This is a genomic window from Streptomyces sp. NPDC007157, from assembly GCF_040634235.1.
Taxonomy (GTDB): domain Bacteria; phylum Actinomycetota; class Actinomycetes; order Streptomycetales; family Streptomycetaceae; genus Streptomyces.
Window position 1 is genome coordinate 116,363 of sequence record NZ_JBEYFE010000006.1, and the last position, 25,016, is coordinate 141,378.

General features: G+C 70.9%; 23 protein-coding genes and 1 pseudogene. 9 read left to right on the forward strand and 15 right to left on the reverse strand.

Going from position 1 to position 25,016, the window contains the following annotated elements; genetic code table 11:
- Nucleotides 1–93: 93 nt before the first annotated feature.
- The 11 genes and pseudogenes from ABZ642_RS12970 to ABZ642_RS13020 form a co-directional block, all read right to left on the reverse strand.
- Nucleotides 94–1,434, reverse strand: coding sequence for a sugar ABC transporter substrate-binding protein (locus ABZ642_RS12970; protein WP_360481661.1), 1,341 nt, complete (start codon nucleotides 1,432–1,434; stop codon nucleotides 94–96).
- A 125-nt stretch (nucleotides 1,435–1,559) separates the two neighbouring features.
- Nucleotides 1,560–1,745 (reverse strand): annotated as a pseudogene (locus tag ABZ642_RS12975) (family 43 glycosylhydrolase); the annotation flags it as partial.
- Nucleotides 1,742–2,581 (reverse strand): PmoA family protein, encoded by an 840-nt coding sequence (locus tag ABZ642_RS12980; RefSeq protein WP_360481664.1) that lies wholly within the window; start codon nucleotides 2,579–2,581, stop codon nucleotides 1,742–1,744. The pseudogene ABZ642_RS12975 and the gene ABZ642_RS12980, both read right to left, overlap by 4 nt.
- Complete coding sequence (locus ABZ642_RS12985) at nucleotides 2,578–3,726, reverse strand: Gfo/Idh/MocA family oxidoreductase (RefSeq protein WP_360481666.1); 1,149 nt, start codon at nucleotides 3,724–3,726, stop codon at nucleotides 2,578–2,580. Before ABZ642_RS12985 ends, ABZ642_RS12980 begins: the two co-directional genes overlap by 4 nt.
- A gap of 70 nt (nucleotides 3,727–3,796) precedes the next feature.
- Nucleotides 3,797–4,681, reverse strand: coding sequence for a carbohydrate ABC transporter permease (locus ABZ642_RS12990; protein WP_360481669.1), 885 nt, complete (start codon nucleotides 4,679–4,681; stop codon nucleotides 3,797–3,799).
- The gene (locus tag ABZ642_RS12995; protein ID WP_360481672.1) at nucleotides 4,678–5,613 is read right to left on the reverse strand and encodes a sugar ABC transporter permease; all 936 of its coding nucleotides are present in this window, start codon (nucleotides 5,611–5,613) and stop codon (nucleotides 4,678–4,680) included. The genes ABZ642_RS12990 and ABZ642_RS12995 overlap by 4 nt, the downstream gene beginning before the upstream one ends.
- A 112-nt stretch (nucleotides 5,614–5,725) precedes the next feature.
- Entirely contained in the window at nucleotides 5,726–7,459 is a 1,734-nt protein-coding gene (araD, locus tag ABZ642_RS13000; RefSeq protein WP_360481675.1) for an L-arabinonate dehydratase, read from the reverse strand.
- Nucleotides 7,456–8,367 (reverse strand): dihydrodipicolinate synthase family protein, encoded by a 912-nt coding sequence (locus tag ABZ642_RS13005; protein WP_360481678.1) that lies wholly within the window; start codon nucleotides 8,365–8,367, stop codon nucleotides 7,456–7,458. Before ABZ642_RS13005 ends, araD begins: the two co-directional genes overlap by 4 nt.
- The gene (locus tag ABZ642_RS13010) at nucleotides 8,364–9,020 is read right to left on the reverse strand and encodes a GntR family transcriptional regulator (protein ID WP_360481681.1); all 657 of its coding nucleotides are present in this window, start codon (nucleotides 9,018–9,020) and stop codon (nucleotides 8,364–8,366) included. Before ABZ642_RS13010 ends, ABZ642_RS13005 begins: the two co-directional genes overlap by 4 nt.
- A 170-nt stretch (nucleotides 9,021–9,190) precedes the next feature.
- Entirely contained in the window at nucleotides 9,191–9,943 is a 753-nt protein-coding gene (locus ABZ642_RS13015; RefSeq protein ID WP_360481684.1) for an MBL fold metallo-hydrolase, read from the reverse strand.
- A gap of 97 nt (nucleotides 9,944–10,040) precedes the next feature.
- Complete coding sequence (locus tag ABZ642_RS13020; protein ID WP_360481687.1) at nucleotides 10,041–10,625, reverse strand: TIGR03086 family metal-binding protein; 585 nt, start codon at nucleotides 10,623–10,625, stop codon at nucleotides 10,041–10,043.
- 172 nt (nucleotides 10,626–10,797) lie between these two features.
- Here ABZ642_RS13020 and ABZ642_RS13025 point away from each other — a divergent pair, with 172 nt between their 5' ends.
- Entirely contained in the window at nucleotides 10,798–12,024 is a 1,227-nt protein-coding gene (locus ABZ642_RS13025; protein ID WP_360481690.1) for an MFS transporter, read from the forward strand.
- Here ABZ642_RS13025 and ABZ642_RS13030 read toward each other — a convergent pair.
- The gene (locus tag ABZ642_RS13030) at nucleotides 11,967–13,124 is read right to left on the reverse strand and encodes a hypothetical protein (RefSeq protein WP_360482466.1); all 1,158 of its coding nucleotides are present in this window, start codon (nucleotides 13,122–13,124) and stop codon (nucleotides 11,967–11,969) included. The genes ABZ642_RS13025 and ABZ642_RS13030 overlap by 58 nt on opposite strands.
- Nucleotides 13,125–13,219: 95 nt before the next feature.
- Entirely contained in the window at nucleotides 13,220–14,161 is a 942-nt protein-coding gene (locus tag ABZ642_RS13035) for a 5-dehydro-4-deoxyglucarate dehydratase (protein WP_360481692.1), read from the reverse strand.
- A gap of 224 nt (nucleotides 14,162–14,385) precedes the next feature.
- On the opposite strand from ABZ642_RS13035, the gene ABZ642_RS13040 reads away from it, so the two are divergent.
- The 7 genes from ABZ642_RS13040 (at nucleotide 14,386) to ABZ642_RS13070 (ending at nucleotide 21,759) form a co-directional block, all read left to right on the forward strand.
- On the forward strand, nucleotides 14,386–15,195 hold the full coding sequence (locus tag ABZ642_RS13040) for an NAD(P)-dependent oxidoreductase (RefSeq protein WP_360481695.1): 810 nt from the start codon (nucleotides 14,386–14,388) through the stop codon (nucleotides 15,193–15,195).
- A 245-nt stretch (nucleotides 15,196–15,440) separates the two neighbouring features.
- Nucleotides 15,441–16,211: a DeoR/GlpR family DNA-binding transcription regulator gene (locus tag ABZ642_RS13045; protein WP_360481698.1), complete on the forward strand. Its 771-nt coding sequence runs from the start codon at nucleotides 15,441–15,443 to the stop codon at nucleotides 16,209–16,211.
- A 122-nt stretch (nucleotides 16,212–16,333) separates the two neighbouring features.
- On the forward strand, nucleotides 16,334–17,704 hold the full coding sequence (locus ABZ642_RS13050) for a sugar ABC transporter substrate-binding protein (RefSeq protein ID WP_360481701.1): 1,371 nt from the start codon (nucleotides 16,334–16,336) through the stop codon (nucleotides 17,702–17,704).
- Nucleotides 17,701–18,642 carry a sugar ABC transporter permease gene (locus ABZ642_RS13055; protein WP_351705429.1) on the forward strand — a complete coding sequence of 314 codons (942 nt, stop codon included), beginning with the start codon at nucleotides 17,701–17,703 and terminating at the stop codon, nucleotides 18,640–18,642. The genes ABZ642_RS13050 and ABZ642_RS13055 overlap by 4 nt, the downstream gene beginning before the upstream one ends.
- Nucleotides 18,639–19,475, forward strand: a complete 837-nt coding sequence (locus tag ABZ642_RS13060) for a carbohydrate ABC transporter permease (protein ID WP_360481706.1) — start codon at nucleotides 18,639–18,641, stop codon at nucleotides 19,473–19,475. Before ABZ642_RS13055 ends, ABZ642_RS13060 begins: the two co-directional genes overlap by 4 nt.
- Nucleotides 19,472–20,461, forward strand: coding sequence for a zinc-dependent alcohol dehydrogenase family protein (locus ABZ642_RS13065; RefSeq protein WP_360481709.1), 990 nt, complete (start codon nucleotides 19,472–19,474; stop codon nucleotides 20,459–20,461). The genes ABZ642_RS13060 and ABZ642_RS13065 overlap by 4 nt, the downstream gene beginning before the upstream one ends.
- 104 nt (nucleotides 20,462–20,565) lie before the next feature.
- Nucleotides 20,566–21,759, forward strand: coding sequence for a TerD family protein (locus ABZ642_RS13070; RefSeq protein ID WP_360481712.1), 1,194 nt, complete (start codon nucleotides 20,566–20,568; stop codon nucleotides 21,757–21,759).
- 64 nt (nucleotides 21,760–21,823) lie between these two features.
- Here ABZ642_RS13070 and ABZ642_RS13075 read toward each other — a convergent pair whose 3' ends face one another.
- On the reverse strand, nucleotides 21,824–22,864 hold the full coding sequence (locus ABZ642_RS13075; protein WP_360481715.1) for a 1-aminocyclopropane-1-carboxylate deaminase: 1,041 nt from the start codon (nucleotides 22,862–22,864) through the stop codon (nucleotides 21,824–21,826).
- A 14-nt stretch (nucleotides 22,865–22,878) separates the two neighbouring features.
- On the reverse strand, nucleotides 22,879–23,526 hold the full coding sequence (locus tag ABZ642_RS13080; RefSeq protein WP_360481718.1) for a GntR family transcriptional regulator: 648 nt from the start codon (nucleotides 23,524–23,526) through the stop codon (nucleotides 22,879–22,881).
- A gap of 210 nt (nucleotides 23,527–23,736) precedes the next feature.
- On the opposite strand from ABZ642_RS13080, the gene ABZ642_RS13085 reads away from it, so the two are divergent.
- Complete coding sequence (locus ABZ642_RS13085) at nucleotides 23,737–24,939, forward strand: hypothetical protein (RefSeq protein WP_360481721.1); 1,203 nt, start codon at nucleotides 23,737–23,739, stop codon at nucleotides 24,937–24,939.
- The last annotated feature ends 77 nt before the right edge of the window (nucleotides 24,940–25,016 follow it).

A 25,016-nucleotide genomic window follows, 5' to 3' on the forward strand; every position in this document is an offset into this window, starting at 1 on the left:
AGCAGGGGACGACATGAACTGCTCAGGGGCGCGGGGAACTGCGCGACCAGCCACGACAGACCCGCAGTCCCCCACGACCGCACCCACCCGAACTCAGTGGTTCTTCTTCCAGTCCGCCTGAGCCTTGTCGAGCTGATCGGCCAACGTGTCCAAGAACTCCTTCGCCGTCAGCTTCCCGAGCAGCACCTTCTGGAAGTTCGGCTCGTTGTCGGCCTTGGAAACGGTGTTCCAGTCCGGCAGATAGTAAGGAAGCTGCACGATCTTGGTGGACGCCCCGTTGAGTGCCTCGGCGGCCAGTTTCGTCGGCTCCGACGCCCGCACCCACGCGTCCCGCGCCGCCTCGTTGTTCGCCGGCACCTGCCCCGCCGACTCGTTCCACTCGCTGTTGGCCTCGTGGGACGCCGCGAACTCGATGAACTTCCAGGCGGCGGCCTTGTTCTTGCTGGACTTGAACAGCCCGAGACCGTCGACCGGGTTGGACACCTGCACCCGGGTCCCGTCGTCGAGCGTGGGATTGGGAATTCCCTTGAACTTCCCGCTCAGCGCTTTCTCGTGGTCGGCGTAGGAACCGAGGTTGTGGCTCAGCATCCCGATCGTGCCGGAGTCCCACTGCGCGACCATCTTGGTGAAGTCGTTGTTGACGTCGGCGGACGGGGTGTCCTTCTTGTAGAGCCCGGCGTACTTCTCCAGAGCGGCGACGTTCTTCGGGTCGTTCACCGTCGTCCTGTCGCCGTTCCAGAACGAGGTGATCCCGCTCTGCCCGTACATGGCGTCCAGCGCCTGGGCTATCGACCCCTCACCGCCCCGGATGGTGTACCCGAACTTGTTGTTCCCCTTGTCGGTGAGTCCGTCGGCCGCCGCGAAGAACTTCGTCCAGGTGGTCGGCGGGTCCAGCTCGGCCGCGCTGAACAGATCGGTCCGGTACCAGAGCGTTCCGTTGTTCGCGGACGTCGGCACCGAATAGGTCTTCCCGTCGCCGCCGGCGGCTTTGACGCTCTCCAGGAACTTCTCGTTGAGCTTGCCGTTCAGGGAGCTCTTCGCGAGCCGGCTGTCCAGCGGTTCGAGGGCACCCTGCGCGGCGACCTCCGCGAGCATCGCGGTGCCGACACCGCCGACGTCGGGGAGTCCGCCACCCTGGATGGAGGTGTCGTACTTGGACTGCACACTGGCGGCGGGCACGCCGACGTAGTCCACCTTGATGCCGGGGTTCTGCTTCTCGAAGTCGGCGATGATCTGCTTCCAGACGTCGGTGCGGACACCGCCGTTGTTGTCCCAGAAGGTGATCGTGCCCTTGCCGGAGCCCTCGTCGCCCTTGTCCCCCGCGCTGCCGCTGCCGTCGTCGCCGCAGGCGGTGGCGGTCAGGGCGAGCACGGAGCCCAGGGCGACGGCGACGGCCGCACGCCTGCTTCTGCGAATGCGGATGCTGGTCTTCATTGGTCGGCTCTCTTCTTCTGGATCCAATGGAGATGTGAGGTGGTGCGGACGTTCGGCTGCTCGGCGCCGTCCCGGCGCCTGGGCGTGGCGGCGAACACCGGGCCGGACGGGGCGGTGAACCGCTCTTCGGGCCGCAGGCGTTCGAGGGCGTGACCGACGAGGGTCCGCTCGACCAGGTCGCGGGAGTGCGGCAGGGGCAGTCCGGGGGCGCGGCCGAGGCCGGAGGCGGTGAGGCAGAAGTCGTCGCCGACGCGGACGGCGTCCGGGTCGGACCGGTCGGCGTTCAGGCCCGGGTGGGTGAAGGTGGTCATCGGGTCACCGCCTTGCGGACCAGCGCGGCCGCCTCGCCCGGCCGGAGCCGCCCGTCGGCGACGACGGTGACGACGCGCCGTACGACGGTCTCGCCGGGCGGGAGGGGCAGCCGTTCGACGGGGGCCAGTGCGGAGCCGACGCCCGGGTACTCGGCGGTGCGGACGAACCAGGGGTCGCGGCGGGTCTCCTCGGTGGCCCCGGCGAAGACGAGGGTCCAGCCGGTGCCTGCCAGCGCCAGCCAGTCGGCGCTCCGGCCGTGCACGGCGGGCTCGCCCTCCAGGTCGGCCGTGAAGACGTCCGGGGCGGCGGCCTCCTTGCGGGCCCGCCAGAAGTAGCCGCCGTAGGCCGCGCCGGGGCGTCCGTTGGTGGCGGGGCTGCCGATCGACAGCGGGCCTTCGGTGACGTTGGTGAGGGAGAAGGTGAAGTCCAGCGCCCAGGCGGTGTCGGTGAGTTCGGTCGCGGCGACCGTGCGCCGCTCGCGCAGCAGCTCGGTGCCGGCGGCGGCCCAGCGCAGCTCTTCCACGAACCCGTCCGGGTCGCTCAGCTGGAACGCCAGGTGGCGCTGGGTGCCGTGGTTGTCCAGTTCGGTCGGACCCTGGTCCCGGACGAAGGTCCGCCCGCCCCAGAAGTTGAACCCCTCGACGTCGGGAACGGTGACACCGACGCCGAGGTGGTGGGTGTGGTCGGCCGGGGTCAGCTCGGTGACCGCCGTGCCGGCCAGGGTGGTGACGGGGTGCAGGTAGGGGCGCGGGGAGAGGCGGGCCGGCAGTTCGGGCCGGGTGACGTAGCGGGCGACCGGGCGGCCCGCGACCCGCAACACCAGGGTGTCTGTCATGTGCTCACCGCTTTCGGTGGGGCCCAGGGGGCGGCCAGCTCGGAGTAGAGGGCGAGGGTGTCGGCGCAGGCCGCGACCAGGGCGTCGATGCCGGTGACGACCCGGCGGTCCTCCTCGGGCAGGAAGCGCCAGGCGTCGGCGGGCAGGGCGGCCGGGTCACCGGCCAGTCGAATCGCTTCAACGACCTTCATGAAGGCGCCCGTCGAGTCGGGTTCCACCAGCAGTTCGGCGCCGGTGGTGAGGTGGTCGGCGAGGTTCTCCAGCAGGTCCGTGCTGCCGTACTCGGTCTCCTGCGGGCCGTGGCCCGCCCGCTGCACCAGCACCCGGTCCTGCTTGTACCAGAAGGTGATCCGGCCGCTGGTGCCGTGCACCAGGACATAGGGGTCCCCGGGCTCCTCGGCGCAGAGCGTGGCGGCGACGGTGAGCGGGCCGCGCGGGGTGGTGACGCGGACGCAGGAGGTGTCGTCGGACTCGATGTCGTTGGCGCGCAGCAGTTCGGTCTCGATGCCGGTGACGTCCTCGGCGCGGGGGGTGCCGAGCAGGGCGAGGCCGGTGGCGACGGAGTGCGCGAAGGGGTTGGTGAGGACGCCGTCGACGACGTCCACGCCGCCGAGGCGCCGCTTGCCGGCCCAGGGCGCCCGCCGGTAGTAGGACTCGGCGCGGGCCCACGCGCCCGCGCCGCCCACCCCCAGCACGTCACCGATCACGCCCTCGGCGAGCAGCTTGCGGATCGCGGGCACGGCGCCCGAGCCCAGCGACTGGAAGCCGATCTGGCAGACCACGCCCGCCTTGGCGACCCCGTCGGCCATCCGCCGGAACTCCGCGTACGACGGTGCCGGCGGCTTTTCGAGGAGCAGGTGCACGCCCCGCTCGGCGGCGGTCAGCGCGAGGTCGGTGTGGGTGGGGATCGGGGTGCAGATCACGGCGATCCGGGCGCCGGTCGTATCGAGCAGGGCGCCGAAGTCGGCGGACTGCTCGGGCGTGCCGAGGCCCTCCGGCAACTCGTCCGCGCCGAGCGGGGTCAGCTCGCAGATGCCGGCGAGCCGTACCACCCCCTTGTCCTGGAGGCGGCGGATGTTCTCCAGGTGCCAGCGGCCGTGGCCGCGCGCCCCCGCCAGCACGATGTCGATGGTCGAAGAGTTCACGGCATGCTCCCTGCGCTGTCGATCTTTGCGTGCAGGGTAAGCGTCCGGCCCGGTCGGCCCGTGTGGTGTCTCATCCCTTCACCGCCCCCGCGCCGAAGCCGGTGATCAGCCACTTCTGGATGAAGGCGAAGACGATCACCACCGGTACGGCGGCGATGATCCCGCCCGCGGCCAGCGCGCCCAGGTCGACGCTGTCCGCGCTCATCAGGGTGTTGAGGCCGACCGGGATGGTCTGCTTGCTCTGGTCGGACAGGAACATCAGGGCGAACAGGAAGTGGTTCCAGGCGTGCACGAAGGCGAAGGAGCCGACCGCGATCAGCCCGGGCCGCAGCAGCGGGAGGACGACGATCCGGAAGGCGGTGAGCCGGTTGCAGCCGTCGACCCAGGCGGCCTCCTCCAGGGAGTACGGCACGTTCCTGATGAAGCCGCTGATCAGGATCATCGACAGCGGCAGCTGGAAGACGGTCTCGGCGAGGACGACGCTGCCGAGCGAGTTGATCATCTGGAGCTTGGCGAAGATCTGGAAGAGCGGGACCAGGAGCAGCGCGCCCGGTACGAACTGGGAGCAGAGCAGGGCCAGCATGAAGCCGCGCTTGAGCCGGAAGTCGAAGCGGGCCAGGGCGTAGCCGCCGGCCAGCGCGACGACCGTGGTCAGCAGCAGGGTGGCGACACCGACGTAGACGCTGTTGGTGAAGTAGGTGCCGAAGCTGCGCTCGGTCCACACCTTCCGGAAGTGCTCGAAGGTGACCGGCCAGGGCACCAGGGAGGTGGAGCCGGCCGGGCGCAGGGCGAAGAGCAGGATCCAGTAGAAGGGGACGAGGGTGAAGACCAGGTAGGTCCCGAGGGGGAGGTAGATCTGCCAGCGGGGGGCCGCGTCCCAGGCGCGGCGCTTCTTCCCCGGCCGGGCGGGTGCGGACACGACGGGTTCGGCCTCGGGGGCGATCTCGGTGATCACTTGGCGTCGCCTCCGAACTTGCTCAGCCGCAGATAGACCACCGAGCAGAAGAGCAGGATCACGAACGCCACCGTGGTCAGCGCGGAGGCGTAGCCGAAGTTGTGGGCGTCGACACTGGTGTTGGCGATGTAGAGCGGGAGGGTCGTCGTCTCCCCCGCCGGACCGCCGCCCGTCAGGGTGTAGAGCAGGTCGACGTTGTTGAACTCCCACACCGCGCGCAGCAGGGTGGAGAGGACGATGGCGTCCTTCAGATGCGGCAGTGTGATGTGCCAGAACTGCTTGATCCGGCCGGCCCCGTCGACCTCGGCGGCCTCGTACAGGTCCTTGGAGACGGACTGGAGGTCGGCGAGGATGAGGATCGCGAAGAAGGGGACGCCGCGCCACAGGTCGGCGACCACGGCCGCCGGGAACACCGTCGAGGTGTCGGAGAGCCAGCTGGTGCCGTACGACCCGATGCCCGCGTCGGCGAGATAACGCGTGATGCCCGTCTGGGAGTTGTAGAGCAGCACCCAGATCGCGGAGGTCAGCACGCCGGAGACGGCCCAGGGCGAGAAGACCAGCGCCCGGCCGAGCGCCCGCCCGACGAACGTCTGGTTGACGATGAGCGCCAGCGCCAGACCGAACAGCAGCTGCAACCCGACTTCCACCACGACCCACTTGGCGCTGAAGGTCAGCGTGGACCAGAACTGCGGGTCGTGCGCGAAGGCCTGGGTGAAGTTGCCGAGGCCGGCGAAGCCGTTCCGCCAGGGCTTGGTCGGGTTGTAGTTCTGCAGGCTGTAGTAGAAGACACTGAGCACCGGGTAGGCGATGAAGCCCAGCATCAGCAGGGCCGCCGGGGCGATCAGCAGATACGGCAGCCTGCGCGGCGTCGCGGAGGCACGGCGCCGCCTGGGTGGCGCGGGCGGTTTCGCCACGGCTGCGGCTTGGGCCATGACTGTTCTCCGTTCGCTTTGGTTACAGCGGGTGCAGGAAGCGCTTGCTGGATGCACGCAGTTGAAGCGCTTCGACGATCATCTGGAGTGGTGGCGGTTGTGGGTGGTGCGGTCAGCCCGCGTACGGGTCCGGGACCTCGCCCGGCCGGGCCAGGAACTCGAAGTCGCAGCCGGTGTCGGCCTGGGTGATCTGCTGGTCGTAGAGGGCGCCGTAACCGCGCCGGTGGCGCACGGGCGGCGGCGTCCACTCCGCCCGGCGTCGCGCCAGCTCCTCGTCGCCCACGTCGAGTCGGAGCGTGCGGGCCTCGACGTCGAGGGTGATGGAGTCGCCGGTGCGGACCAGCGCCAGCGGGCCGCCGATGTACGACTCCGGTGCCACGTGCAGCACGCAGGCGCCGTAACTCGTGCCGCTCATCCGGGCGTCGGAGATCCGCACCATGTCCCGCACGCCCTGCTTCAGCAGGTGGTCGGGGATGGGCAGCATGCCGTACTCGGGCATGCCGGGGCCGCCCTTGGGCCCGGCGTTGCGCAGCACCAGCACGCTGTCCGCGGTGATGCCGAGGGCGGGGTCGTCGATGGTGCGCTGCATGGTCCGGTAGTCGTCGAAGACGACGGCGGGCCCGGTGTGCCTGAGGAGCCGCGGTTCGGCCGAGATGTGCTTGATGACGGCACCGTCCGGACAGAGGTTGCCGCGCAGCACGGCGACTCCGCCCTCGGCTGCCACCGGGTTGTCGCGGGGCCGGATGACGTCGTCGTCGTGCACCCGGGCGCCGGCGAGCTGCTCGCGGTAGGTGTCGTGGGAGACCGTCGGCCGGTCGAGGTGGAGCAGGTCGGGGATGCGGGAGAGGAAGCCCGGGAGGCCGCCCGCGAAGTGGAAGTCCTCCATGAGATGTCTCCGGCCCCCGGGCCGGACGTTGGCGAGGACGGGCACGGTGCGGGCGATGCGGTCGAAGTCGTCCAGGGTGAGCCGCACGCCCGCCCGTCCCGCCATGGCGATGAGGTGGATGACGGCGTTGGTGGAGCCGCCGAGGCCGAGGACGGTGGTGACGGCGTCCGCGAACGCCTCTTCGGTGAGGATGTCGGAGAGCCGCCGGTCCCGGTGGACGAGTTCGACGATCCGCATGCCCGCCCTGGCGGCCATCCGGTCGTGCCCCGAGTCGACGGCCGGGATGCTGGACGCGCCCGGCACGGTCACGCCGAGGGCCTCGGCGGCGGCGGTGAGGGTGGAGGCCGTCCCCATGGTCATGCAGTGACCGGGCGAGCGCGCCAGCCCGCTCTCCAGCTCCTGCATCTCGCAGTCGCCGATCAGACCGGCGCGCTTGTCGTCCCAGTACTTCCACATGTCGGTGCCGGAGCCGAGGACCTCGCCCCGCCAGTGGCCGGGGAGCATCGGGCCGGCGGGCACGAAGACGGCCGGCAGGTCGACGGAGGCCGCGCCCATGAGGAGGGCGGGGGTGGACTTGTCGCAGCCGCCCATGAGCACGGCCCCGTCCACCGGGTACGACCGCAGCAGTTCCTCGGTCTCCATGGCGAGGAGGTTGCGATAGAGCATCGGGGTCGGCTTCTGGAAGGTCTCGGAGAGCGTGGCGACCGGAAACTCCAGCGGGAAACCGCCGGCCTGCCACACGCCCCGCTTGACCGCCTGCGCCCGGTCACGGAGGTGCGCATGACAGGGGTTGATGTCCGACCAGGTGTTGAGGATCGCGACGACCGGCTTGCCGAGGTGCTCCTCGGGGAGGTAGCCGAGCTGGCGGGTGCGGGCGCGGTGGCTGAAGGAGCGCAGGCCCTCGGTGCCGTACCACTGGTGGCTGCGGAGTTCCTCGGGCTGCTTGCGGGGCGCGTTCATATGGACCATCCGGCGGCGATGGCGGCGACCTCGGCGCGCTCTTCCTCGGGCAGCTGCCTGCTGGGCGGGCGCACGTCACGGCGGCAGAGGCCGAGGGAGGCGAGGGCCTCCTTGACGACGGTGACGTTGTCGGCGGAGCCGTGGGCCGCGCGGAGTTCCTCGAAGCGGCGGATCTGTTCCCAGACCTTCATGGCGGCCGGGTAGTCGCCGGATCGAAGCGCTTCGATCATGTTCAGCGAAACGGCCGGGGCGACGTTCACGAGACCGGAGGTGAAGCCGGTGGCGCCGGCCGAGAAGTAGGAGGGCGCGTAGGGCTCGGCGAGCCCGGCGACCCAGACGAAGCGGTCGAGACCGGCGTCGCGGGCGAACGCGGCGAACCTGGCGGCGTCGGGGACCGCGTACTTGACGCCGATCACGTTGGGGCAGGCGTCGGCGAGTTCGGCGAGGCGGGCGCCGGGGAGCTGGGCGTTGCGCAGGTAGGGGACGACGCCCAGTTCGGGCACGGCCTCGGCGATGGCGCGGTGGTAGTCCACCCAGCCGCCCTGCGAGACGTACGGGTGGACGGGCTGATGGACCATGACCATCCGGGCGCCGCACTCCTGGGCGTGCCGGGCGGAGGCCACGGCGGTCGGCACGTCGTGTCCCACGCCGACGAGGATCACGGCCCGCTCCCCGGCCTCGTCGACGGTCAGCTCGGTGACGAGCCGCCGCTCCTCGGGGGTGAGGGCGTAGAACTCGCCGGTGTTGCCGTTGGGGGTGAGGGTGCGGATCCCGCCGTCGAGGAGGCGGCGCAGCAGGGCCCGGTGGCCGTCCCGGTCGACGCTGCCGTCCGCGGCGAAGGGGGTCACCGGGATGGCCACCACATCGGCCAGGGCCGCCCGTTGGGTCTCGAACGCCACGCTGCTCATTCCTGTCCTTCCTCGGCCTGGGCTTCGGGGTACGCGCGCTCGACGAAGGACGCGATGTGGGCGTGCAGGGCACCGGCGGCGCCGTCGGCGTCGCCCGCCAGGGCCAGCCGCAGGATCTCGCGGTGCTCACCGGCCTCCTGTTCCCAGGAGGGGGAGGCGGCCCAGGCGACGGCGGAGACGAGGGCGGCCTGGTCGCGGACCTCGTCGAGCATCCGGCCGAGCAGCGGGTTGCCGCACGGGAGGTAGAGGGCGCGGTGGAAGTCCCGGTTGGCGAGGGAGCGTTCGGCGGTGTCGGTCGCGTCGTCGGCCCGGGTGAGCGCGTCCCGGGCGGCGTCCAGGCAGGCGCCTGTCCTGACGGCCCGCCGGAGCGCCTCGGGTTCGAGAAGGAGCCGTACGTCGTAGACCTCACGCGCCATGTCGGCGTCCACCATGCGCACCGTGACGCCCTTGTACTGGCTCATCACGACCAGCCCGGTCCCGGCGAGGGTCTTGAGCGCCTCCCGCACGGGGGTCTTGGACACCCCGAACTGCGCGGCCAGCTCGGTCTCCACCAGGGCCTGGCCTGGCGTCAGCTGCCCGGTGAGGATGCGGTGCTTGATCGCGTCCAGCACATACTGCGTCCGGGACGGAATCGGCATGGGCACAGAGGTCATGCGCGCCTCTCGGGGTCACGTACCGGCTCCGGCGAGCCGGTCTGACGTATCTGATCTCGCATATCGCGTCTCATATATGACGTACGAAGTACGACGCGGATGAAGGTAGGAGGGCCGCCGTGGTTCGTCAATGCTTCTGACAAAGGTGTTCGGACGAGCGCGCCCCGGGCTCAGAGGCCCCGGGCCTCGCCCTCCCGTGCCACGCTGGTGGGCCGTCCCGACACCGCGCCCGCCCGGGCCGCCGCCATCTCCCTGGTCAGCGTCGGCCCCACATGCGTCACCAGCAGCTCCCGCACCCCGGCGTCCCGGGCGATCCGTCCCGCGTCTTCGGGTGTCAGATGTACCCGTTCGCCATCGCGATGCTCGTCGAGGTCGGCCTCGCACAGGAAGACGTCCGCGCGGGCGGCCAGCTCGGTCAGCGCGTCGCAGGGACCGCTGTCCCCGGAGTACGCCAGTACGCTCCCCTGGCATTCGGCGCGCAGCCCGTAGGCCTCGACGTCGTGGGCCACCGCCCGCGCGGCGAGCCGCAGGTTCCAGTGCCGGACCATGTGCCCGTCGTACAGCGGCCGGAAGTCGAGCACCCCGGCCAGGAAGCCCAGGTCCGGCCGGCCGAGGAAGCCCGCCAGCCGCCCCGCGCAGGCCTGCGGCGCGTACACCGGTATCGGCGCGGCCGGCGTCATCCCGCCGAAGGCGTACGCGTACGCGGCGGCCAGCAGATCCGCGCTGTGGTCCGCGTGCAGGTGCGAGATCCAGATCGCCGTGAGCCGGGCCGGATCCGTGTGCCGCTGCAATTCCGCGAAGGTACCGGTCCCCGCGTCCACCCACACCTCGGCGCCCCCGCCCCGCAGCAGATAGCCGGAGCAGGGGCGGCCGGGCCGGGGGTGCGGAGAGGCCGTACCGAGGACGGTGAGGCTCAGTGCCATGGCGAGGAGAGTACGGATCCGGATCCCCGCCCGCTCACCGTTCGAGTCGCTCCACGGCTTCCGGCCCGGTCCTTTTACGGCTTGCGGCCCGGTCCCCTTACGGCTTCCAGCCCGGATCCCGGCCGCTCAGCCCGATCACCCGTGCCAGCAGTGGCGCGCTCTCCGGCACCGGCACCAGCGGGCCGAAGGGGCCCCGGTCGGCCTCCTTCGCCACCGCCCGCAGAAAGCCGAACGCCGCCTCCAGCGCCACCGGGTCCGGGGTGTACTCCTGGCCGGTGGCCCGGGCCAGGTCCCAGCCGTGGACGACCAGTTCGTCGGCGGCGACCGCCGCGGCCACCTCCCCCGGCAGGTCGATCCCGCCCGCCCGGGTCATCCCGCCCCACGCGGACGGCTCCCGCCAGGCCTTGGCCAAGTCGCCGAGCGCCTTGGGCAGTTCCGCCCGCCAGCCCGGCCCGATGTCGGGCAGGACGGTGCCGGGAGGCGTGGCGGTCGTCGCCCCCAGGTCCTTGCGGGCCGCGTCCCGGAAGGCCACGGAGAGTCCTGCCACGTGGCCCAGCATGTGACGGACCGCGTAGGCGGGGCACGGCGTCGCCCCGGCCAGTTGTTCGTCCGTCACCCGCTCCGCGAGCGCCGCCACGACCCTGGCCTGCGGGCCGAGGTCGATCATGGTCGTGCCGTTCATCCAAGGTCTCCCGCTGACTCGGTCGTCGCCTTCAGGAGGTAGACCGGAGCGACCGCCGGAACTCATCGGCCCGTCCGTCCTCGCACTCAGCCGGAGTCCGCGCACGGTCTCCCGGCCTTTAAGGCACCTGCCCGATCCCCGCGCCCCCTCCTTAGTCCCACGATGACCAGGCATGACCACCTCCTGGACCGTGACCCGCCTGCTCCGCGACCGCAACGCGGTCCTCTACCTCACCGGTGTCGTCGTGTCCGGCTTCGGCAGCTCCGCGCTCTGGCTGGTGTCGGGCGTCTGGGTCAAGGACCTCACCGGCTCCGACGGCCTCGCCGCCCTGTGCACCGCCGCACTGTGGACCCCCACCCTGCTCGGCCCCGCCCTCGGCACCCTCGCCGACCGCGTCCGCCGCAAACCCCTGCTCATCCGCCTGAACCTCGCCCTCGCCGTCCTCCTGCTCCCCCTCGGGACGGTCGACTCGCCCGGCTCCGTCTGGCTCCTCTTCACCGTCCTCGTCCTCTACGGCGCGGCAGGCGTCGTCGAGGACGCGGCCAACTCCGCCCTGGTCGCCGCCGCCGTCGACCCGGACCTGCTCGGTGACTTCAACGGGCTGCGGACGACCGCCCGCGAGGGCATGAAGCTGGTCGCCCCGCTGACCGGCGCCGCGCTGTACACGGCCTACGGCGGGCCGAGCGTGGCGCTGCTGGACGCCGGCACCTTCGTGCTGGCGGCGGGGGTGTGCGTGCTGCTCCGGGTGCGCGAGGAACGCCCGCGGCCGGCCGCCGGCAGCTGGCGTGGACAGACCGCCGAGGGGGTCCGGCTGCTGTGGTCGCACCCGATCCTGCGTCCGCTGGTGCGGTCCGGCGGCGCCACGATGTGTCTCGCCTCGCTCGGCAGCAGCCTCAACTACGCGGTGGTGGACGCCCTCGGCCGCTCCCCCGCCTACACGGGCGTGATGTACGCCGTCCAGGGCGCCGGCTCGGTCGCCGTCGGCCTGGTCTCAGGGCCCGCCCTGCGGCGGCTCGGCGAGCGCCGGTTCGCGGCGTACGGCATCGCGCTGACCGGGGTCGCGGTGGCCGCGCGGGCGGTGCCGTACGACGCGGTGGTGCTGGCGTGCAGTGCGGCGGCCGGGCTCGGGCTGCCCTGTGTGCTGATCGCGGCCTACACCGCCGTGCAGCGCGAGATCCCGGCCGCGGCACTGGGACGGGCCACCGCGACCGCCGACACGCTGATGTTCACGCCGAACGTGATCGGACTGGCCGTGGGGGCCGCCCTCGTCGAACTCGTCGACCACCGGCTGCTGTTGACGGTTTTCGGCGGTGCGCTGCTGGCCACCGCCTGGTCACTGGCTCAGCGCAGCGCCGCCCGCACCGCCGCCAGGTCGCCGTCGGACGCCAACCCGGCGTGATACAGCCGCAGTTCGGTCGCGCCCAGGTCGCGTGCCCGGGCGGCGTCGGCCGCCAGGGTGCCGGGGCTGCCGCCCATCCCGGAGACCACCGTGAAGTTGGCTGCCAGAACGGTGTCCTCGCGCGCGTGCTCCGCGAAGGGCGCCAGCAGGGCCGTACCGCCCGCGCAGGGGACCACGACGCCGTCCGCGACCGACAGCACGTGCGCGGGGTCCACGCCCGCGTTGGCGCCGCAGTGGTAGGCCACCGGGTCGGCGTGCAGCAGCACCTGGAAGCCGACGGGGGCCGCCGCGCGGACCGCGGCCACGGCCGCCTCCTGGAGCGTGCGGGCCCGTCCGTCGCGCCACGCGCGGGTGGCCGCCGCCACCGGTTCGCCGAGCAGCTTCTCCACCGTCGGCCATCCGCCGTCGTCCGCCGCACCCCGCCACAGCGGCTCCAGGGCCTCGCGTACGGCGGTGGCCAGCTCGTCGGCGTCCAGCCCCTGGTCGCCGTACCCGGCCCGACAGGCCGGGCAGAAGCACAGCGCCATCAGGTACTGGCCGGCGTCACCGAGGGCGACGCCCCCGGTCTTGTCGTGGGCGTGCAGATGCGGGAGCCCGTACCAGCCGAGGGACTCCAGTTCGGTGCCGGCCGCGCCCGGCCGGACGGCGGCCTCGGCGGCGAGGTCGGTCAGGTACGCGCGCGTGGCGGGCTGGGCGATGCAGGGGGCCCAGGGGTAGCGGTCGCCGTAGGCGTTGACGACGGAGGTGTCCGGGTGCTCGGCGCCCAGGCGGGAGCTGTGGGCGAGGATCACCCAGGTGTGGACGTCGAGGCCGGCGCCGGCCAGGGCCTCGGCGGCTGCTCCGTAGGCGTCGCCGGGGGCCCAATCACCCGCCTGGTGGGGGCGGAGCCGGCGGCCCGCCCAGCGGTCGCCCGCCGGGTAGTAGACGGCCGCGTACTCGGCGGTGACGATGCGGTGGCGCGGGTGCCGGGGGGTCAGCGCGCGGGTCGAGTGGTAGGCGGAGGCGAGGGTCACCTGGTCCACGCCGAGTGCGGCGATCCGCTCCGGGGCCCCGGGATCCCCGTTCACGTCCCAGGGGTAGACGAACGCCGACGTCTTCAGCCGGCCTCCTGCGGATCCCGGGGACGCCTTCGGCTGCCCCCCTCCGGCTCCCGCCGATGCCTCCGACCGCTCTCCCCCGGATCCCGCCGACGCCGTCACGCGCCCTCCTCCAGCAGTGCGTACCCGCGCTCGATCAGCTGGGCGAGCTGCTTCACATGGTCCTCGCCCGGCTCGTGCAGCGGGGGCCGGACCTCGCCGACGTCCAGACCGCGCAGCCGTACGCCCGCCTTGACCAGGGAGACGGCGTAGCCCCGGCCCTGGGCGCGGAGTTCGACGAACGGGCGGTAGAAGCCGTCCAGCAGGCGCTCCACCGTCGGCCGGTCCCCCTCGCGCAGGGCCGCGTGGAAGGCGAGGGCGATCTCGGGGACGAAGCAGAAGACGGCCGAGGAGTAGAGGGTGATGCCGATGGCCTGGTAGGCGAGCTGGGTCTGTTCGGCGGTGGGCAGGCCGTTGAAGTAGAGGAAGTCGCCGGGGACCTCGGTGCGGACGGCGCTGACGATGCGCTGCATCAGGTCCAGGTCGCCGAGGCCGTCCTTGAAGCCCATGATGCCTTCGGTGCGGGCGAGTTCGACGACCGTGGGCGGGGTGAACACCGCGTTGTCCCGCTGGTAGACGATCACCGGGAGGTCGGTCGCCGCGGCCACCTCCCGGTAGTGCCGCAGCAGGCCCTCCTGACCGGCGACCACCAGGTAGGGCGGCATGGCGAGCAGGCCGTCGGCGCCCGCGGCCGCGGCGAGACGCGCGTAGCGCACGGCGAGCGCGGTGCCGTAGCCGGCGCCGGCGATCACCGGTACCCGGCCCTCGGTGGCCGCCACCGCCGCGCCCACACAGGCCTCGAACTCCTCGGGCAGCAGCGCGTGGAACTCCCCGGTGCCGCAGCAGGCGAACACGGCCGCGGCACCGGCCTCGACGCCCCGGCGCACATGCTCGCGGTAGGCGTCGAGGTCGAGAGAGCCGTCGGGGCCGTAGGCCGTGACGGGGAAGAAGAGCGGCCCGCGCGGGTCACGGAGCCGCGCGGCGAGAGGGGCTGGCGTCACGGGCGCTCCCTGTCGATGCATGTGTCTGATCGGTGTCCATATTCATGAACGCGACCACGTTACGATTCCTCATTGGTGCCGGTCAAGCCGCGAAACGGGCAACACCAAGGCGGATCACCGCACTCCACGGCACACTTGACTCAGCGCGCCCCAGCTCCCTAGCGTGTCCATGAATGTGAATGCCGTACATGTACGCGATCGGTGCCGAATCAAGGAGACCGCGGATGCCCACTCCCCGCACGCTGCTGCTGACCGGTGCCGCCGGCGGGCTCGGCACCCTGATGCGGTCCCTGCTCCCGGAGTACGGGTGCGCACTGCGCCTGTTCGACGTGCGCCCGATCGACGGTGAGCCGGACGCGATCACCGCCGACCTCACCGACCAGGACGCGCTGCGCGAGGCCGTGCGCGGCGTGGACGCGGTCCTCCACCTCGCGGGGATCTCCCTGGAGGCACCCTTCGAGAAGATCCTGCGCTCGAACATCGAGGGCACCTACAACCTCTACGAGGCCGCCCGCGAGGCCGGCGTGCCGCGGATCGTCTTCGCCTCCTCCAACCACGCCGTCGGCTACACCCCCGCGCCGCGCGCAGGCGATCCGCTCATCCCGATCGACACCCCCCGCCGCCCGGACACCTTCTACGGCCTGTCCAAGTCCTTCGGCGAGGACCTCGCCCAGCTCTACTGGGACCGGCACGGCCTGGAGACCGTCTCCGTCCGCATCGGCTCCTGCTTCGCCGAGCCGGCCGACGTGCGCATGCTCTCGGTGTGGATGAGCCCCGCCGACGGCGCCCGGCTCTTCCACGCGGCCCTGACCGCCGAGGAGGTCGGCCACACCGTGGTCTACGGCTCCTCCGCCAACACCCGCCTGTGGTGGGACCTGACCAGCGCCCGGGCGCTCGGCTACGAGCCGCAGGACGACTCGGAGCAGTTCGCCGAGAAGCTGATCGCCGAGCACGGCGAGCTGGACCCGGAGAACCCGGCCCACACCCACCTGGGCGGCCGCTTCGTCAACGACCCGCCCCTCTGGCCGTACTGAGACGAGCGCTCACGACGGCGGGCGGGCACCGAACGGGCCCGCCCGCCGTCGTATTCGGGCACGGATCATGCCCGATCTCACGTCCCGCACAGCAGCGCCCCAGCTCCGAGACGGGCACGCCCGAGCACAACCGGGCACATACGGGCAGTATCGGGTTTGCAACAGGCCTGGTCAGCGACGTGCGCCGGAGGTACAACTTCCCCCATGGCCCGAACGGGCAGTTCCACAGGGAAGTGGGTGACGGCATGAGCACCAGGACGTCGGAAGAGCGCCAGCGCGAGATCGTGCGGGCCGCCCGGACCACCGGCTCCGTGGACGTCACCGCGCTCGCCGCCGAACTGGGCGTGGCCAGGGAGACCATCCGGCGCGATCTGCGCGCCCTGGAGGACCACGGGCTCGTGCGGCGCACCCACGGCGGCGCCTACCCGGTGGAGAGCGCCGGCTTCGAGACCACGCTCGCGTTCCGGTCGACCAGCCACGTCCCCGAGAAGCGCCGGATCGCGGCCGCCGCCGCCGAACTGCTGGGCGACGCGGAGACCGTCTTCGTCGACGAGGGCTTCACCCCCCAGCTCATCGCCGAGGCGCTGCCCGCGGACCGGCCGCTGACCGTGGTCACCGCGTCCCTGCCGGTGGCGGGCGCGCTCGCGGAGACCGAGAACGTCTCCGTCCTGCTGCTCGGCGGCCGGGTCCGCTCCGGCACCCTGGCCACCGTCGACCACTGGACGACGAAGATGCTCGCCGGCTTCGTCATCGACCTCGCCTACATCGGCGCCAACGGCATCTCCCGCGACCACGGCCTGACCACCCCCGACCCGGCGGTCAGCGAGGTGAAGGCGCAGGCGATCCGGGCCGCGCGCCGCACCGTGTTCGCCGGCGTGCACACCAAGTTCGGGGCGGTCAGCTTCTGCCGGTTCGCGGAGATCGGCGAGCTGGAGACCATCGTCACCAGCACCCTGCTGCCCGCCTCCGAGGCCCACCGCTACTCGCTCCAGGGCCCCCAGGTCCTCCGCGTCTGACACCGAGCCGACCGGACCGGCCGCCCGACCGCAGTCCCCGAACGGCATCCTCCCGCCCACACATGCCCCTTATGCCCCCATACGTTCTTCAGATCTCCCCATCAGTTCTCCAGGAGCACCCCATGCGAACCCAGAGCCGACGAACGCCCCGCGCCCTGTTTGCGGTGGCCGCCGCAGGAACGCTGACCACCTCGCTGCTCGCCGGCTGCTCGGGCGCCGGCGCCGGCGGCGGTTCCTCCGCCCACTCCATCAACGTCCTGATGGTGAACAACCCGCAGATGGTGGAGCTGCAGAAGCTCACCAAGGCCAACTTCACCAAGGACACCGGGATCAAGGTGAACTTCACCGTGCTGCCCGAGAACGACGTCCGCGACAAGATCAGCCAGGACTTCGCCAACCAGGCCGGCCAGTACGACGTCGCCACCCTCTCCAACTACGAGATCCCGATCTACGCCAAGAACGGCTGGCTGGAGCCCATCGACTCGTACGTCAAGAAGGACACCGCCTTCGACCAGCAGGACATCCTCAAGCCGATGCAGCAGGCCCTCACCGCGGCGGACGGCAAGCTCTACGGCGAGCCGTTCTACGGCGAGTCGTCCTTCCTGATGTACCGCAAGGACGTCTTCCAGAAGAAGGGGCTGACCATGCCGGCCCACCCCACCTGGCAGCAGGTCGCCGACCTGGCCGCCAAGGCGGACGGCGCGGAGCCCGGTATGAAGGGCATCTGTCTGCGCGGGCTGCCCGGCTGGGGCGAGATGCTGGCGCCGCTGACCACGGTCGTCAACACCTTCGGCGGCACCTGGTTCGACAAGGACTGGAAGGCGCAGCTGGACGCCCCCGAGTTCAAGAAGGCCACGCAGTTCTACGTCGACCTGGTCCGCAAGCACGGCGAGGCCGGCGCCGCCCAGTCCGGCTTCGCCGAGTGCCTGAACGACACGACCCAGGGCAAGACCGCGATGTGGTACGACGCCACCTCCGGCGCGGGCTCGCTGGAGGCCACCGGCTCGCCGGTCAAGGGCAAGATGGGCTACGTCCCGGCGCCGGTCGACAAGACCGACAGCTCCGGCTGGCTCTACACCTGGGCGTGGGGCATCCAGAAGGCGTCCAAGAACCCCGGCGACGCCTGGAAGTTCATCTCGTGGGCGTCCGGCAAGGGCTACGAGAAGCTCGTGGGCGAGAAGGCGGGCTGGGCCAACGTGCCGGCCGGCAAGCGCACCTCGACGTACGACATCCAGCAGTACCGCCAGGAGGCGGCGGCCTTCGCGGACGTCACCCGGGACGCCATCGCCAGCGCCAAGCCCAACGACCCGGGTGTGCAGCCGCGGCCCGCGCCCGGCATCCAGTTCGTCGACATCCCCGAGTTCACGGACCTGGGCACCAAGGTCTCCCAGGAGATCAGCTCCGCCGTCGCCGGCCAGCAGTCCGTGGACGACGCCCTGAAGAAGGCACAGAAGCTCGCCGAGGCCGTCGGCAAGAAGTACGAGGGATCATGACCGCCACCGCCTCTCCCCGGGTCGCCGCCGCCACCGCGCGGCCGGCGCCCCGGCCCCCGTCCGACCGTCTGCGGGCCTGGGCCACCCGGGCCCCGCTGCTGCCCGCGCTGGTCTTCATGATCGTGGTGACCCAGCTGCCGTTCGTGGCGACCGTGGTGATCTCGTTCTTCGACTGGAACGCGCTCTATCCGAAGGACCGGCACTTCACCGGCATCGACAACTACCGCCAGGTCCTGACCGACCCGGACCTGCGCCACTCGGTGTGGACGACGGTGCTGCTGACGGTGACCGTGGTGCTGGTCAGCCTGGTCCTCGGCCTGGTGGTGGCGCTGCTGCTGAACCGGAAGTTCCGGGGCCGGGGCGTGGTCCGCACACTGATGATCGCGCCGTTCCTGATCGTCCCGGTCGCGGCGGCGCTGCTGTGGAAGCACGTGCTCTACAACCCCGAGTACGGCCTGCTCAACGGCCTGCTGCACTACGTCGGCGGCCCCCAGCCGGACTGGATCTCGGACAACCCGCTGATCGCGGTCGAGGCCGCCCTGGTGTGGCAGTGGACGCCGTTCATGATGCTGATCCTGCTGGCCGGGCTGCAGAGCCGCGACCAGCAGCAGCTGGAGGCGGCCCGGGTGGACGGCGCGAGCGACTGGCAGATCTTCCGCTACCTGACCCTCCCGCATCTGCGCCGGTACCTGGAACTCGGCGGACTGCTGGGTTCGATCTACATCGTGCAGAACTTCGACGCGGTCTTCACGATCACCTCCGGCGGTCTGGGCACGGCCAACCTCCCCTACACCGTCTACCAGAGCTTCTACCAGGCGCACGAGAACGGCCTCGCCTCGGCCGCCGGCGTCGTGGTGGTCATCGGCTCGATCATCATCGCGACCTTCGCCCTGCGTGTGGTGTCGTCGCTGTTCCGCGAGGAGGTGTCCCGCGCATGAACACCGCCCTGAACCTCGTACGGCGAGGCGGACTCGGGCTGGTCGCGTGGCTGACCGGGATCGTGTTCTTCCTGCCCATCGCCTGGATGGCGCTGACCTCCTTCCACTCCGAGTCGGACGCGGCGACCAACCCGCCGTCCTTCACCGCCGCCCTCACCCTGGACAGCTACCGCGAGTTCTTCGGCGTCGGCGGCGGCGCGAGCCCGTGGCCCGCACTGATCAACTCGGCGATGGCGTCGGTGGTCTCGACGCTCTTCGTCCTCCTGCTGGCCTTCCCGGCCGCGTACGCGCTGTCGATCCGCCGGGTGCGGAAGTGGACGGACGTCCTGTTCTTCTTCCTCTCCACGAAGATGCTGCCGGCCGTGGCGGGCCTGCTGCCGATCTACCTCTTCGCGAAGAACGCCGGGATGCTCGACAACATCTGGCTCCTGGTCATCCTCTACACCTCCATGAACCTCCCGATCGCGGTGTGGATGATGCAGTCCTTCCTCGCCGAGGTCCCGGTCGAGGTCATCGAGGCCGCGCGGGTGGACGGGGCCCGGCTGCCGACGATCCTCGCGCGCGTGGTCGCCCCCATCTCCCTCCCGGGCGTCGCCGCCACCGCACTGATCTGCTTCATCTTCAGCTGGAACGAACTGCTCTTCGCACGCGTGCTGACGGGCGTGGTCGCCGAGACCGCCCCCGTCTTCCTGACCGGCTTCATCACCAGCCAGGGCCTGTTCCTGGCGAAGGTGTGCGCCGCGTCGCTCGTCGTCTCCCTGCCGGTGCTCGCCGCGGGGTTCACCGCCCAGGACAAACTCGTCCAGGGCCTGTCCTTGGGAGCCGTGAAATGAAGGCCGCCGTCATCGAGTCCGTGGGCCGTGCCGTCGTCACCGAGGTCCCCGACCCGACCCCCGGCCCCCGCGAGGTCGTCGTGGAGGTGGCCGCGTGCGGCCTGTGCGGAACCGATCTGCACATCCTCCAGGGCGAGTTCGCGCCCAAGCTGCCGATCGTCCCGGGGCACGAGTTCGCCGGCGAGGTGGTCGGCGTGGGCACCCAGGTGACGGAGGTGGCGATCGGCGACCGGGTCGCGGTCGACCCGTCCCTGTACTGCCACGAGTGCCGGCAGTGCCGCAACGGCCACAACAACCTGTGCGAACGCTGGGCCGCGATCGGCGTGACCGTGCCGGGCGGCGCCGCGCAGTACGCGCTCGCCCCGGTCGCCAACTGCGTCAAGCTCCCCGAGCACGTCCGCACCCAGGACGCGGCCCTGGTCGAGCCGCTGTCCTGCGCGGTACGCGGCTACGACGTCCTCAACTCCCGCCTGGGCGCCCACGTCCTGATCTACGGCTCCGGGACCATGGGCCTGATGATGCTGGAACTCGCCAAGCGCACCGGCGCGGCCAGCGTCGACGTGGTCGACCTGAACCCGGCCCGCCTGGAGACCGCCCGCGCGCTCGGCGTCTCCGCGTCCGCCGCGAACGCCGACGAACTGGACCGGCCGCGGGGCTGGGACGTGGTGATCGACGCGACCGGCAACGCGGCGGCGATCCAGGACGGCCTGGAGCGGGTGGCGAAGGCCGGCACCTTCCTCCAGTTCGGCGTCGCCGACTACGCGACCCGGGTGACGATCGACCCGTACCGCATCTACAACCAGGAGATCACCATCACCGGCTCCATGGCCGTCCTGCACAGCTACGAACGCGCCGCGGAGCTGTTCGCGAACGGGGTCCTGGACCCGGAGGTCTTCATCAGCGACCGCCTCCCGCTGGACAGCTACCCGCAGGCGCTGGAGCAGTTCGCGGCGGGGGTGGGACGGAAGATCGTCGTCGTCCCCTGAGCCGGATCGCGGGGTCTCCTGAGCCGATCGGGGGACGGTGCGAGGGCCGCTCGACGGTAAGGGAACGGTAAAGCGATGTCGTTCGTTCACGCGGCATGACAGCTATGACCCCTGGCTCGAACATCCCTCTCCCCGTCTCCCGGGTGGCGGTGGACGTCGCCGCCCCGGTGCGGCTCGACGTGTCGGGCCTGCTGCTCACGGGCGACGGCAAGGTGCGCTCCGACGACGACTTCATCTTCTACAACCAGCCGAACGGCCCGGGTGTGACGTACCGCTCCGGCGGCGGTACGTCCCCGGACGCGATCACCGTCGACACGGCCGCCGTGCCCCCGGGCATCGAGAAGATCGTCGTCACCGCCAGCCCCGACGCCGCGGGGCAGACCTTCCAGGGCGTCGAGCCGACGGCGACCATCCGCAACGCGGACGACGGCTCGGTGCTGGGCACCTTCACGCCGCCGCAGCTGGGCAGCGAGACGGCGCTGGTGGTCGTCGAGATCTACCTGCGCAACGGCGCGTGGAAGGCCCGCGCGGTCGGCCAGGGGTACGCGAACGGGCTGGCCGGCATCGCCACCGACTTCGGCGTGACGGTGGAGGAGCCGACGGCTGCCCCGGCCCCCCAGCAGACCGCTCCCCAGCCGGCGGCCCCACAGCCGACGGCTCCCCCCGTCGTGGCCCCGCCCGCGCCCGCCGCACCGCCCGCTCCGCCCGTCCCGGGCTCCGGGAAGATCAACCTCGACAAGGGCAGAGTCAGCCTCCAGAAGAACCAGACGGTGTCCCTGGTCAAGGGGGGCAGCCCGCTGCTCTCCCAGGTGAAGATGGGCCTGGGCTGGGAGCCGGCGTTCCGCAGCAAGGACATCGACCTGGACGCCTCGGTCATCGCCTACGGCCCGCAGCGCGACCACGTCGACAGCTGCTACTTCGGCAAGCTGTCCATCCTCAACGGCGCGATCAAGCACTCCGGCGACAACCTGACCGGTGAGGGAGGCGGCGACGACGAGGTGATCGTGGTCGACCTCGGCCGGATCCCCCCGGAGGTCACCGGCCTGGTCTTCACCGTCAACTCCTTCTCCGGCCAGAAGTTCACGGAGGTCGCCAAGGCCTACTGCCGCCTCCTGGACGCGGCGACCGGCGAGGAACTGGTCCGCTTCGACCTCACCAACGCGGAGGCGCAGACCGGCGTGATGATGGCCAAGCTGGTCCGCCAGTTCTCCGGCGAGTGGGACATGACGGCACTGGGCGAGTTCGTGAAGGCCCGCACGGTGCGGAACATGGTGAAGCCGGGAGCGCAGGCGCTGTAGCGGGCGTGGTCCGACACGGTCCCGCGCCCCTTCGCAGGGGCGCGGGACCGCCTCCTGCGGTCCGTCAGAACAGAGCGCTGTAGGCGTTCAGCGCGGGCTGCCCGCCGAGGTGGGCGTAGAGGACGGTGGCGCCGGGGTCGATCTCGCGGCGCGCGACCAGGTCGATGAGCCCCGCCATCGACTTCCCCTCGTACACCGGGTCGGTGACCATGCCCTCGGTGCGGGCCGCGAGGCGCATCGCCTCCAGGGTGGTCTCGTCCGGGATGCCGTAGACGCCCGCGTGGTAACGCTCGTCCAGCTCGATGTCGTCGACGGTCAGCTCCCGCTCGAGACCGATCAGTTGCCCGGTCCGCCGGGCTATGCGGGCGATCTGCTCGCGGGTCTCGGCGGGCTTGGCGGAGGCGTCGATGCCGATCACCCGGCGCTCGCGCCCACCCGCCTCCGCCAGCGTGGCGAACCCGGCGGCCATGCCGGCCTGGGTCGACCCGGTCACCGAGCAGACGATCACCGTGTCGAAGAAGACGCCCAGCTCCCGCTCCTGCTCGGCGACCTCGTACGCCCAGTTGGCGAAGCCGAGCCCGCCGAGCGGATGGTCGGAGGCGCCGGCCGGGATGGCGTAGGGCCTGCCGCCGGACTCCTCGACCTCACGCAGCGCGCCTTCCCAGCTCTCCTTGAACCCGATCCCGAACCCGGCCCGGACGAGCCGGACGTCGGCCCCGGCCAGCCGGCTGATCAGGATGTTGCCGACCTTGTCGTACACGGAGTCCGGCCACTCCACCCAGCTCTCCTGCACCAGCACGCACTTGAGCCCGGCGCGGGCGGCGACGGCGGCGACCTGGCGGGTGTGGTTGGACTGGACCCCGCCGATGGAGACGAGGGTGTCGCAGCCCTGAGCGAGGGCGTCGGCGACCAGGTACTCCAGCTTGCGGGTCTTGTTCCCGCCGTACGCGATCCCGGAGTTGCAGTCCTCCCGCTTGGCCCACAGCGCGGCCCCGCCGAGGTGGGCGGTGAGACGCTCCAGCGGATGCACGGGCGAGGGGCCGAAGAGGAGGGGGTGACGGTCGTAGGAGGAGATGGACGGGGAAGGGGGCGCGGAGGGGGACATGGTGGCTCCTGGTGTCAGTCGGGGTCGGCCAGGTCGGCGAGGGTGTGCCAGATGTCGGCGGTGACCTTGACCGCCGCCCGCGGGTCACCGGCCGCGCACGCCTCGATGAGCCGCTCGTGCAGGCCCGCCGAGCGGCAGGAGCCGCCCTCGCCGAAGCGGCGGCGCTCCAGGCGCCGGATGAGCGGGGTGTAGCGGGCGACGGTGGCGGCGGCCGCGCGGTTGCCGGCCACCCGGATCAGGACGTCGTGCAGTTCGTCGTCGGCACGCAGGGCCTCGTCCACGTCACCGGCGCGTACGGCGGCGGCGAACCGGTCGTTGGCCGCGCGCATCATGTCGAGGTCGGCGTCCCGCAGCCGGGGTACGGCGGCCCCGGTGGCCAGCTCGTGCATGGCGCCGACCACGGCCGCCGCGTCCCGTACGTCGGCGGCCACCACCGGGGTGACCCGGGTGTAGCTCTGTGGCTTGCTCTCCAGGAGCCCCTCGTCGACGAGCCGGGCGAACGCCTCCCGCACCGGCGCCCGGGACAGCCCGAGCCGCTGTGCGAACTCGGCGTCCCGCACCACCGCACCGGGTTCGATCTCGCCGACGACGATGGCATCGCGGATGGCCTCGTAGGCACGGTCGCGGAGCAGGGTACGGGACAGGGGGCGCAGGCTCTCCATGAACTGAAATGTTAGATGTCAATTCGCTGTCCGAACAAGGGTGCGCGCCGAATCCCCGCGGAGCACCGCCTCCGTTGAGGGCTCAGGCCGCCCACGGCCAAGTCTCCGTCGGCGCCGGTATCTTCAATCAGGACCAAGGACCATTGGAGCGGCCGTCGAGGTGCCAGGTACACCGGGCCGCCAGGTCCACAGACCTTGAGGAGACAAGGCATGGCAGCCGACGAGGAGTACGGCTCTCGACCATGGACTGCGGGCTTATGGCAGCGGACCTCGGGCGCGAGCCTGGACGAGTGGCGATCCTCGCCGAACAGCCTCCTCCAACCACATCTGAAGTCCCTGTGCTCAGCAATCGATGCTGTCGCCTCCGCAACAGACACCCCTGAGGCAGTGGCCGCGACACTGGCCGATGTTCTCGACCGCTGCGACGATCTAGAATTTCGGGACCCGGCCGAAGTGATCGCGTACATGATCCTGCATCTCGCCGACCGGTACGGGCGAGTGACGCAGATTCTTGAGCAACTGTTCACTGCGGGCCATCTACCGATCCGTCGGCGACGACTTTCGGTTCTTGAGGTCGGGGCCGGCCCCGCTCCCGCTCTCTATGCGGTGCATGATTTCTACGACGACCTGACGCTGTGGGCCGACACTACACAGCAGAAGGTCGAGTTCGCTCCTGCCACAGAACTGCGCGTTTTGGACAGAGGGCAGGCCTGGAGCCGTTTATTGCACCAACTCTCCGAAGAGATTGGCCGACTTCGGCAGGAAGTACCCACGTTTTCAAGAGCTTTCCCCTTCGGAGTAACGCATCCGGACTTCAGCGGGTTTTCCGTCATTGAAGAACACGTTCACGCGCTGGAATCGAAGGCCCGGCTTATCACTGAAGAGTTCGACAGAGACGACGAACCGATCAGCCCGGGCTACGCTCGGATGCTGGCCCAGGAAGAGGGAGTCCGAGCCCCCAGCGCCTACGACTTGGTGATCATGTGCAATTTTCTCACGACCCGAGACACCATCGAGGCTTTCCGCAAGGAGATACGGGACCTGGCTCGTAGCCTCACACCCGGAGGGTTACTCGTCGTACTGGGCAGCGCAAAGGAGAGATACGCTCCCGTCTGGGCCGATCTACAACAGCTTGTATATGGCACAACCCTTAGGCCGCTCTCAATGTTCAAGGACCCGATTGCAGCGAATTCCGATCCGACCCGGGCCACACTGATCCGCCACCAGGTGCGCAGTTCACTAAGCGACCTTCATTACGAAGGAGGCTCTCTGCCGACAAAGTTGGGCGATCCGAACAAGGCCTATCGAAGGTTCCCCAAGTTCCGAGCTTTTGTCTGGAAGAACCAACAGCCTCCGCGTCGTGGCCGACGCCCACGGCAGCTCGCGACCGAAGGATCAAGGTATCCCAAGTGACACCCCAATCCGTTTCAGCGTCGGCTCGCCTTTGAAGAGCTGTCGCGTGGTGCGAAAAGCGCCACGCCTCAGCGCCT

What these genes read in the sequence shown, in the direction of transcription:
- ABZ642_RS13045 (WP_360481698.1), top strand. Translation starts at nt 15,441, where the DNA reads ATGAGCACCAGGACGTCGGAAGAGCGCCAGCGCGAGATCGTGCGGGCC.
- ABZ642_RS13080 (WP_360481718.1), bottom strand. Translation starts at nt 23,526, where the DNA reads ATGGAGAGCCTGCGCCCCCTGTCCCGTACCCTGCTCCGCGACCGTGCC.
- ABZ642_RS13065 (WP_360481709.1), top strand. Translation starts at nt 19,472, where the DNA reads ATGAAGGCCGCCGTCATCGAGTCCGTGGGCCGTGCCGTCGTCACCGAG.
- ABZ642_RS13070 (WP_360481712.1), top strand. Translation starts at nt 20,566, where the DNA reads ATGACCCCTGGCTCGAACATCCCTCTCCCCGTCTCCCGGGTGGCGGTG.
- ABZ642_RS12970 (WP_360481661.1), bottom strand. Translation starts at nt 1,434, where the DNA reads ATGAAGACCAGCATCCGCATTCGCAGAAGCAGGCGTGCGGCCGTCGCC.
- ABZ642_RS13055 (WP_351705429.1), top strand. Translation starts at nt 17,701, where the DNA reads ATGACCGCCACCGCCTCTCCCCGGGTCGCCGCCGCCACCGCGCGGCCG.
- ABZ642_RS12980 (WP_360481664.1), bottom strand. Translation starts at nt 2,581, where the DNA reads ATGACAGACACCCTGGTGTTGCGGGTCGCGGGCCGCCCGGTCGCCCGC.
- araD (WP_360481675.1), bottom strand. Translation starts at nt 7,459, where the DNA reads ATGAACGCGCCCCGCAAGCAGCCCGAGGAACTCCGCAGCCACCAGTGG.
- ABZ642_RS13025 (WP_360481690.1), top strand. Translation starts at nt 10,798, where the DNA reads ATGACCACCTCCTGGACCGTGACCCGCCTGCTCCGCGACCGCAACGCG.
- ABZ642_RS13005 (WP_360481678.1), bottom strand. Translation starts at nt 8,367, where the DNA reads ATGAGCAGCGTGGCGTTCGAGACCCAACGGGCGGCCCTGGCCGATGTG.
- ABZ642_RS13010 (WP_360481681.1), bottom strand. Translation starts at nt 9,020, where the DNA reads ATGACCTCTGTGCCCATGCCGATTCCGTCCCGGACGCAGTATGTGCTG.
- ABZ642_RS13075 (WP_360481715.1), bottom strand. Translation starts at nt 22,864, where the DNA reads ATGTCCCCCTCCGCGCCCCCTTCCCCGTCCATCTCCTCCTACGACCGT.
- ABZ642_RS13085 (WP_360481721.1), top strand. Translation starts at nt 23,737, where the DNA reads ATGGCAGCCGACGAGGAGTACGGCTCTCGACCATGGACTGCGGGCTTA.
- ABZ642_RS13020 (WP_360481687.1), bottom strand. Translation starts at nt 10,625, where the DNA reads ATGAACGGCACGACCATGATCGACCTCGGCCCGCAGGCCAGGGTCGTG.
- ABZ642_RS13050 (WP_360481701.1), top strand. Translation starts at nt 16,334, where the DNA reads ATGCGAACCCAGAGCCGACGAACGCCCCGCGCCCTGTTTGCGGTGGCC.
- ABZ642_RS12995 (WP_360481672.1), bottom strand. Translation starts at nt 5,613, where the DNA reads ATGGCCCAAGCCGCAGCCGTGGCGAAACCGCCCGCGCCACCCAGGCGG.
- ABZ642_RS13060 (WP_360481706.1), top strand. Translation starts at nt 18,639, where the DNA reads ATGAACACCGCCCTGAACCTCGTACGGCGAGGCGGACTCGGGCTGGTC.
- ABZ642_RS13015 (WP_360481684.1), bottom strand. Translation starts at nt 9,943, where the DNA reads ATGGCACTGAGCCTCACCGTCCTCGGTACGGCCTCTCCGCACCCCCGG.
- ABZ642_RS13040 (WP_360481695.1), top strand. Translation starts at nt 14,386, where the DNA reads ATGCCCACTCCCCGCACGCTGCTGCTGACCGGTGCCGCCGGCGGGCTC.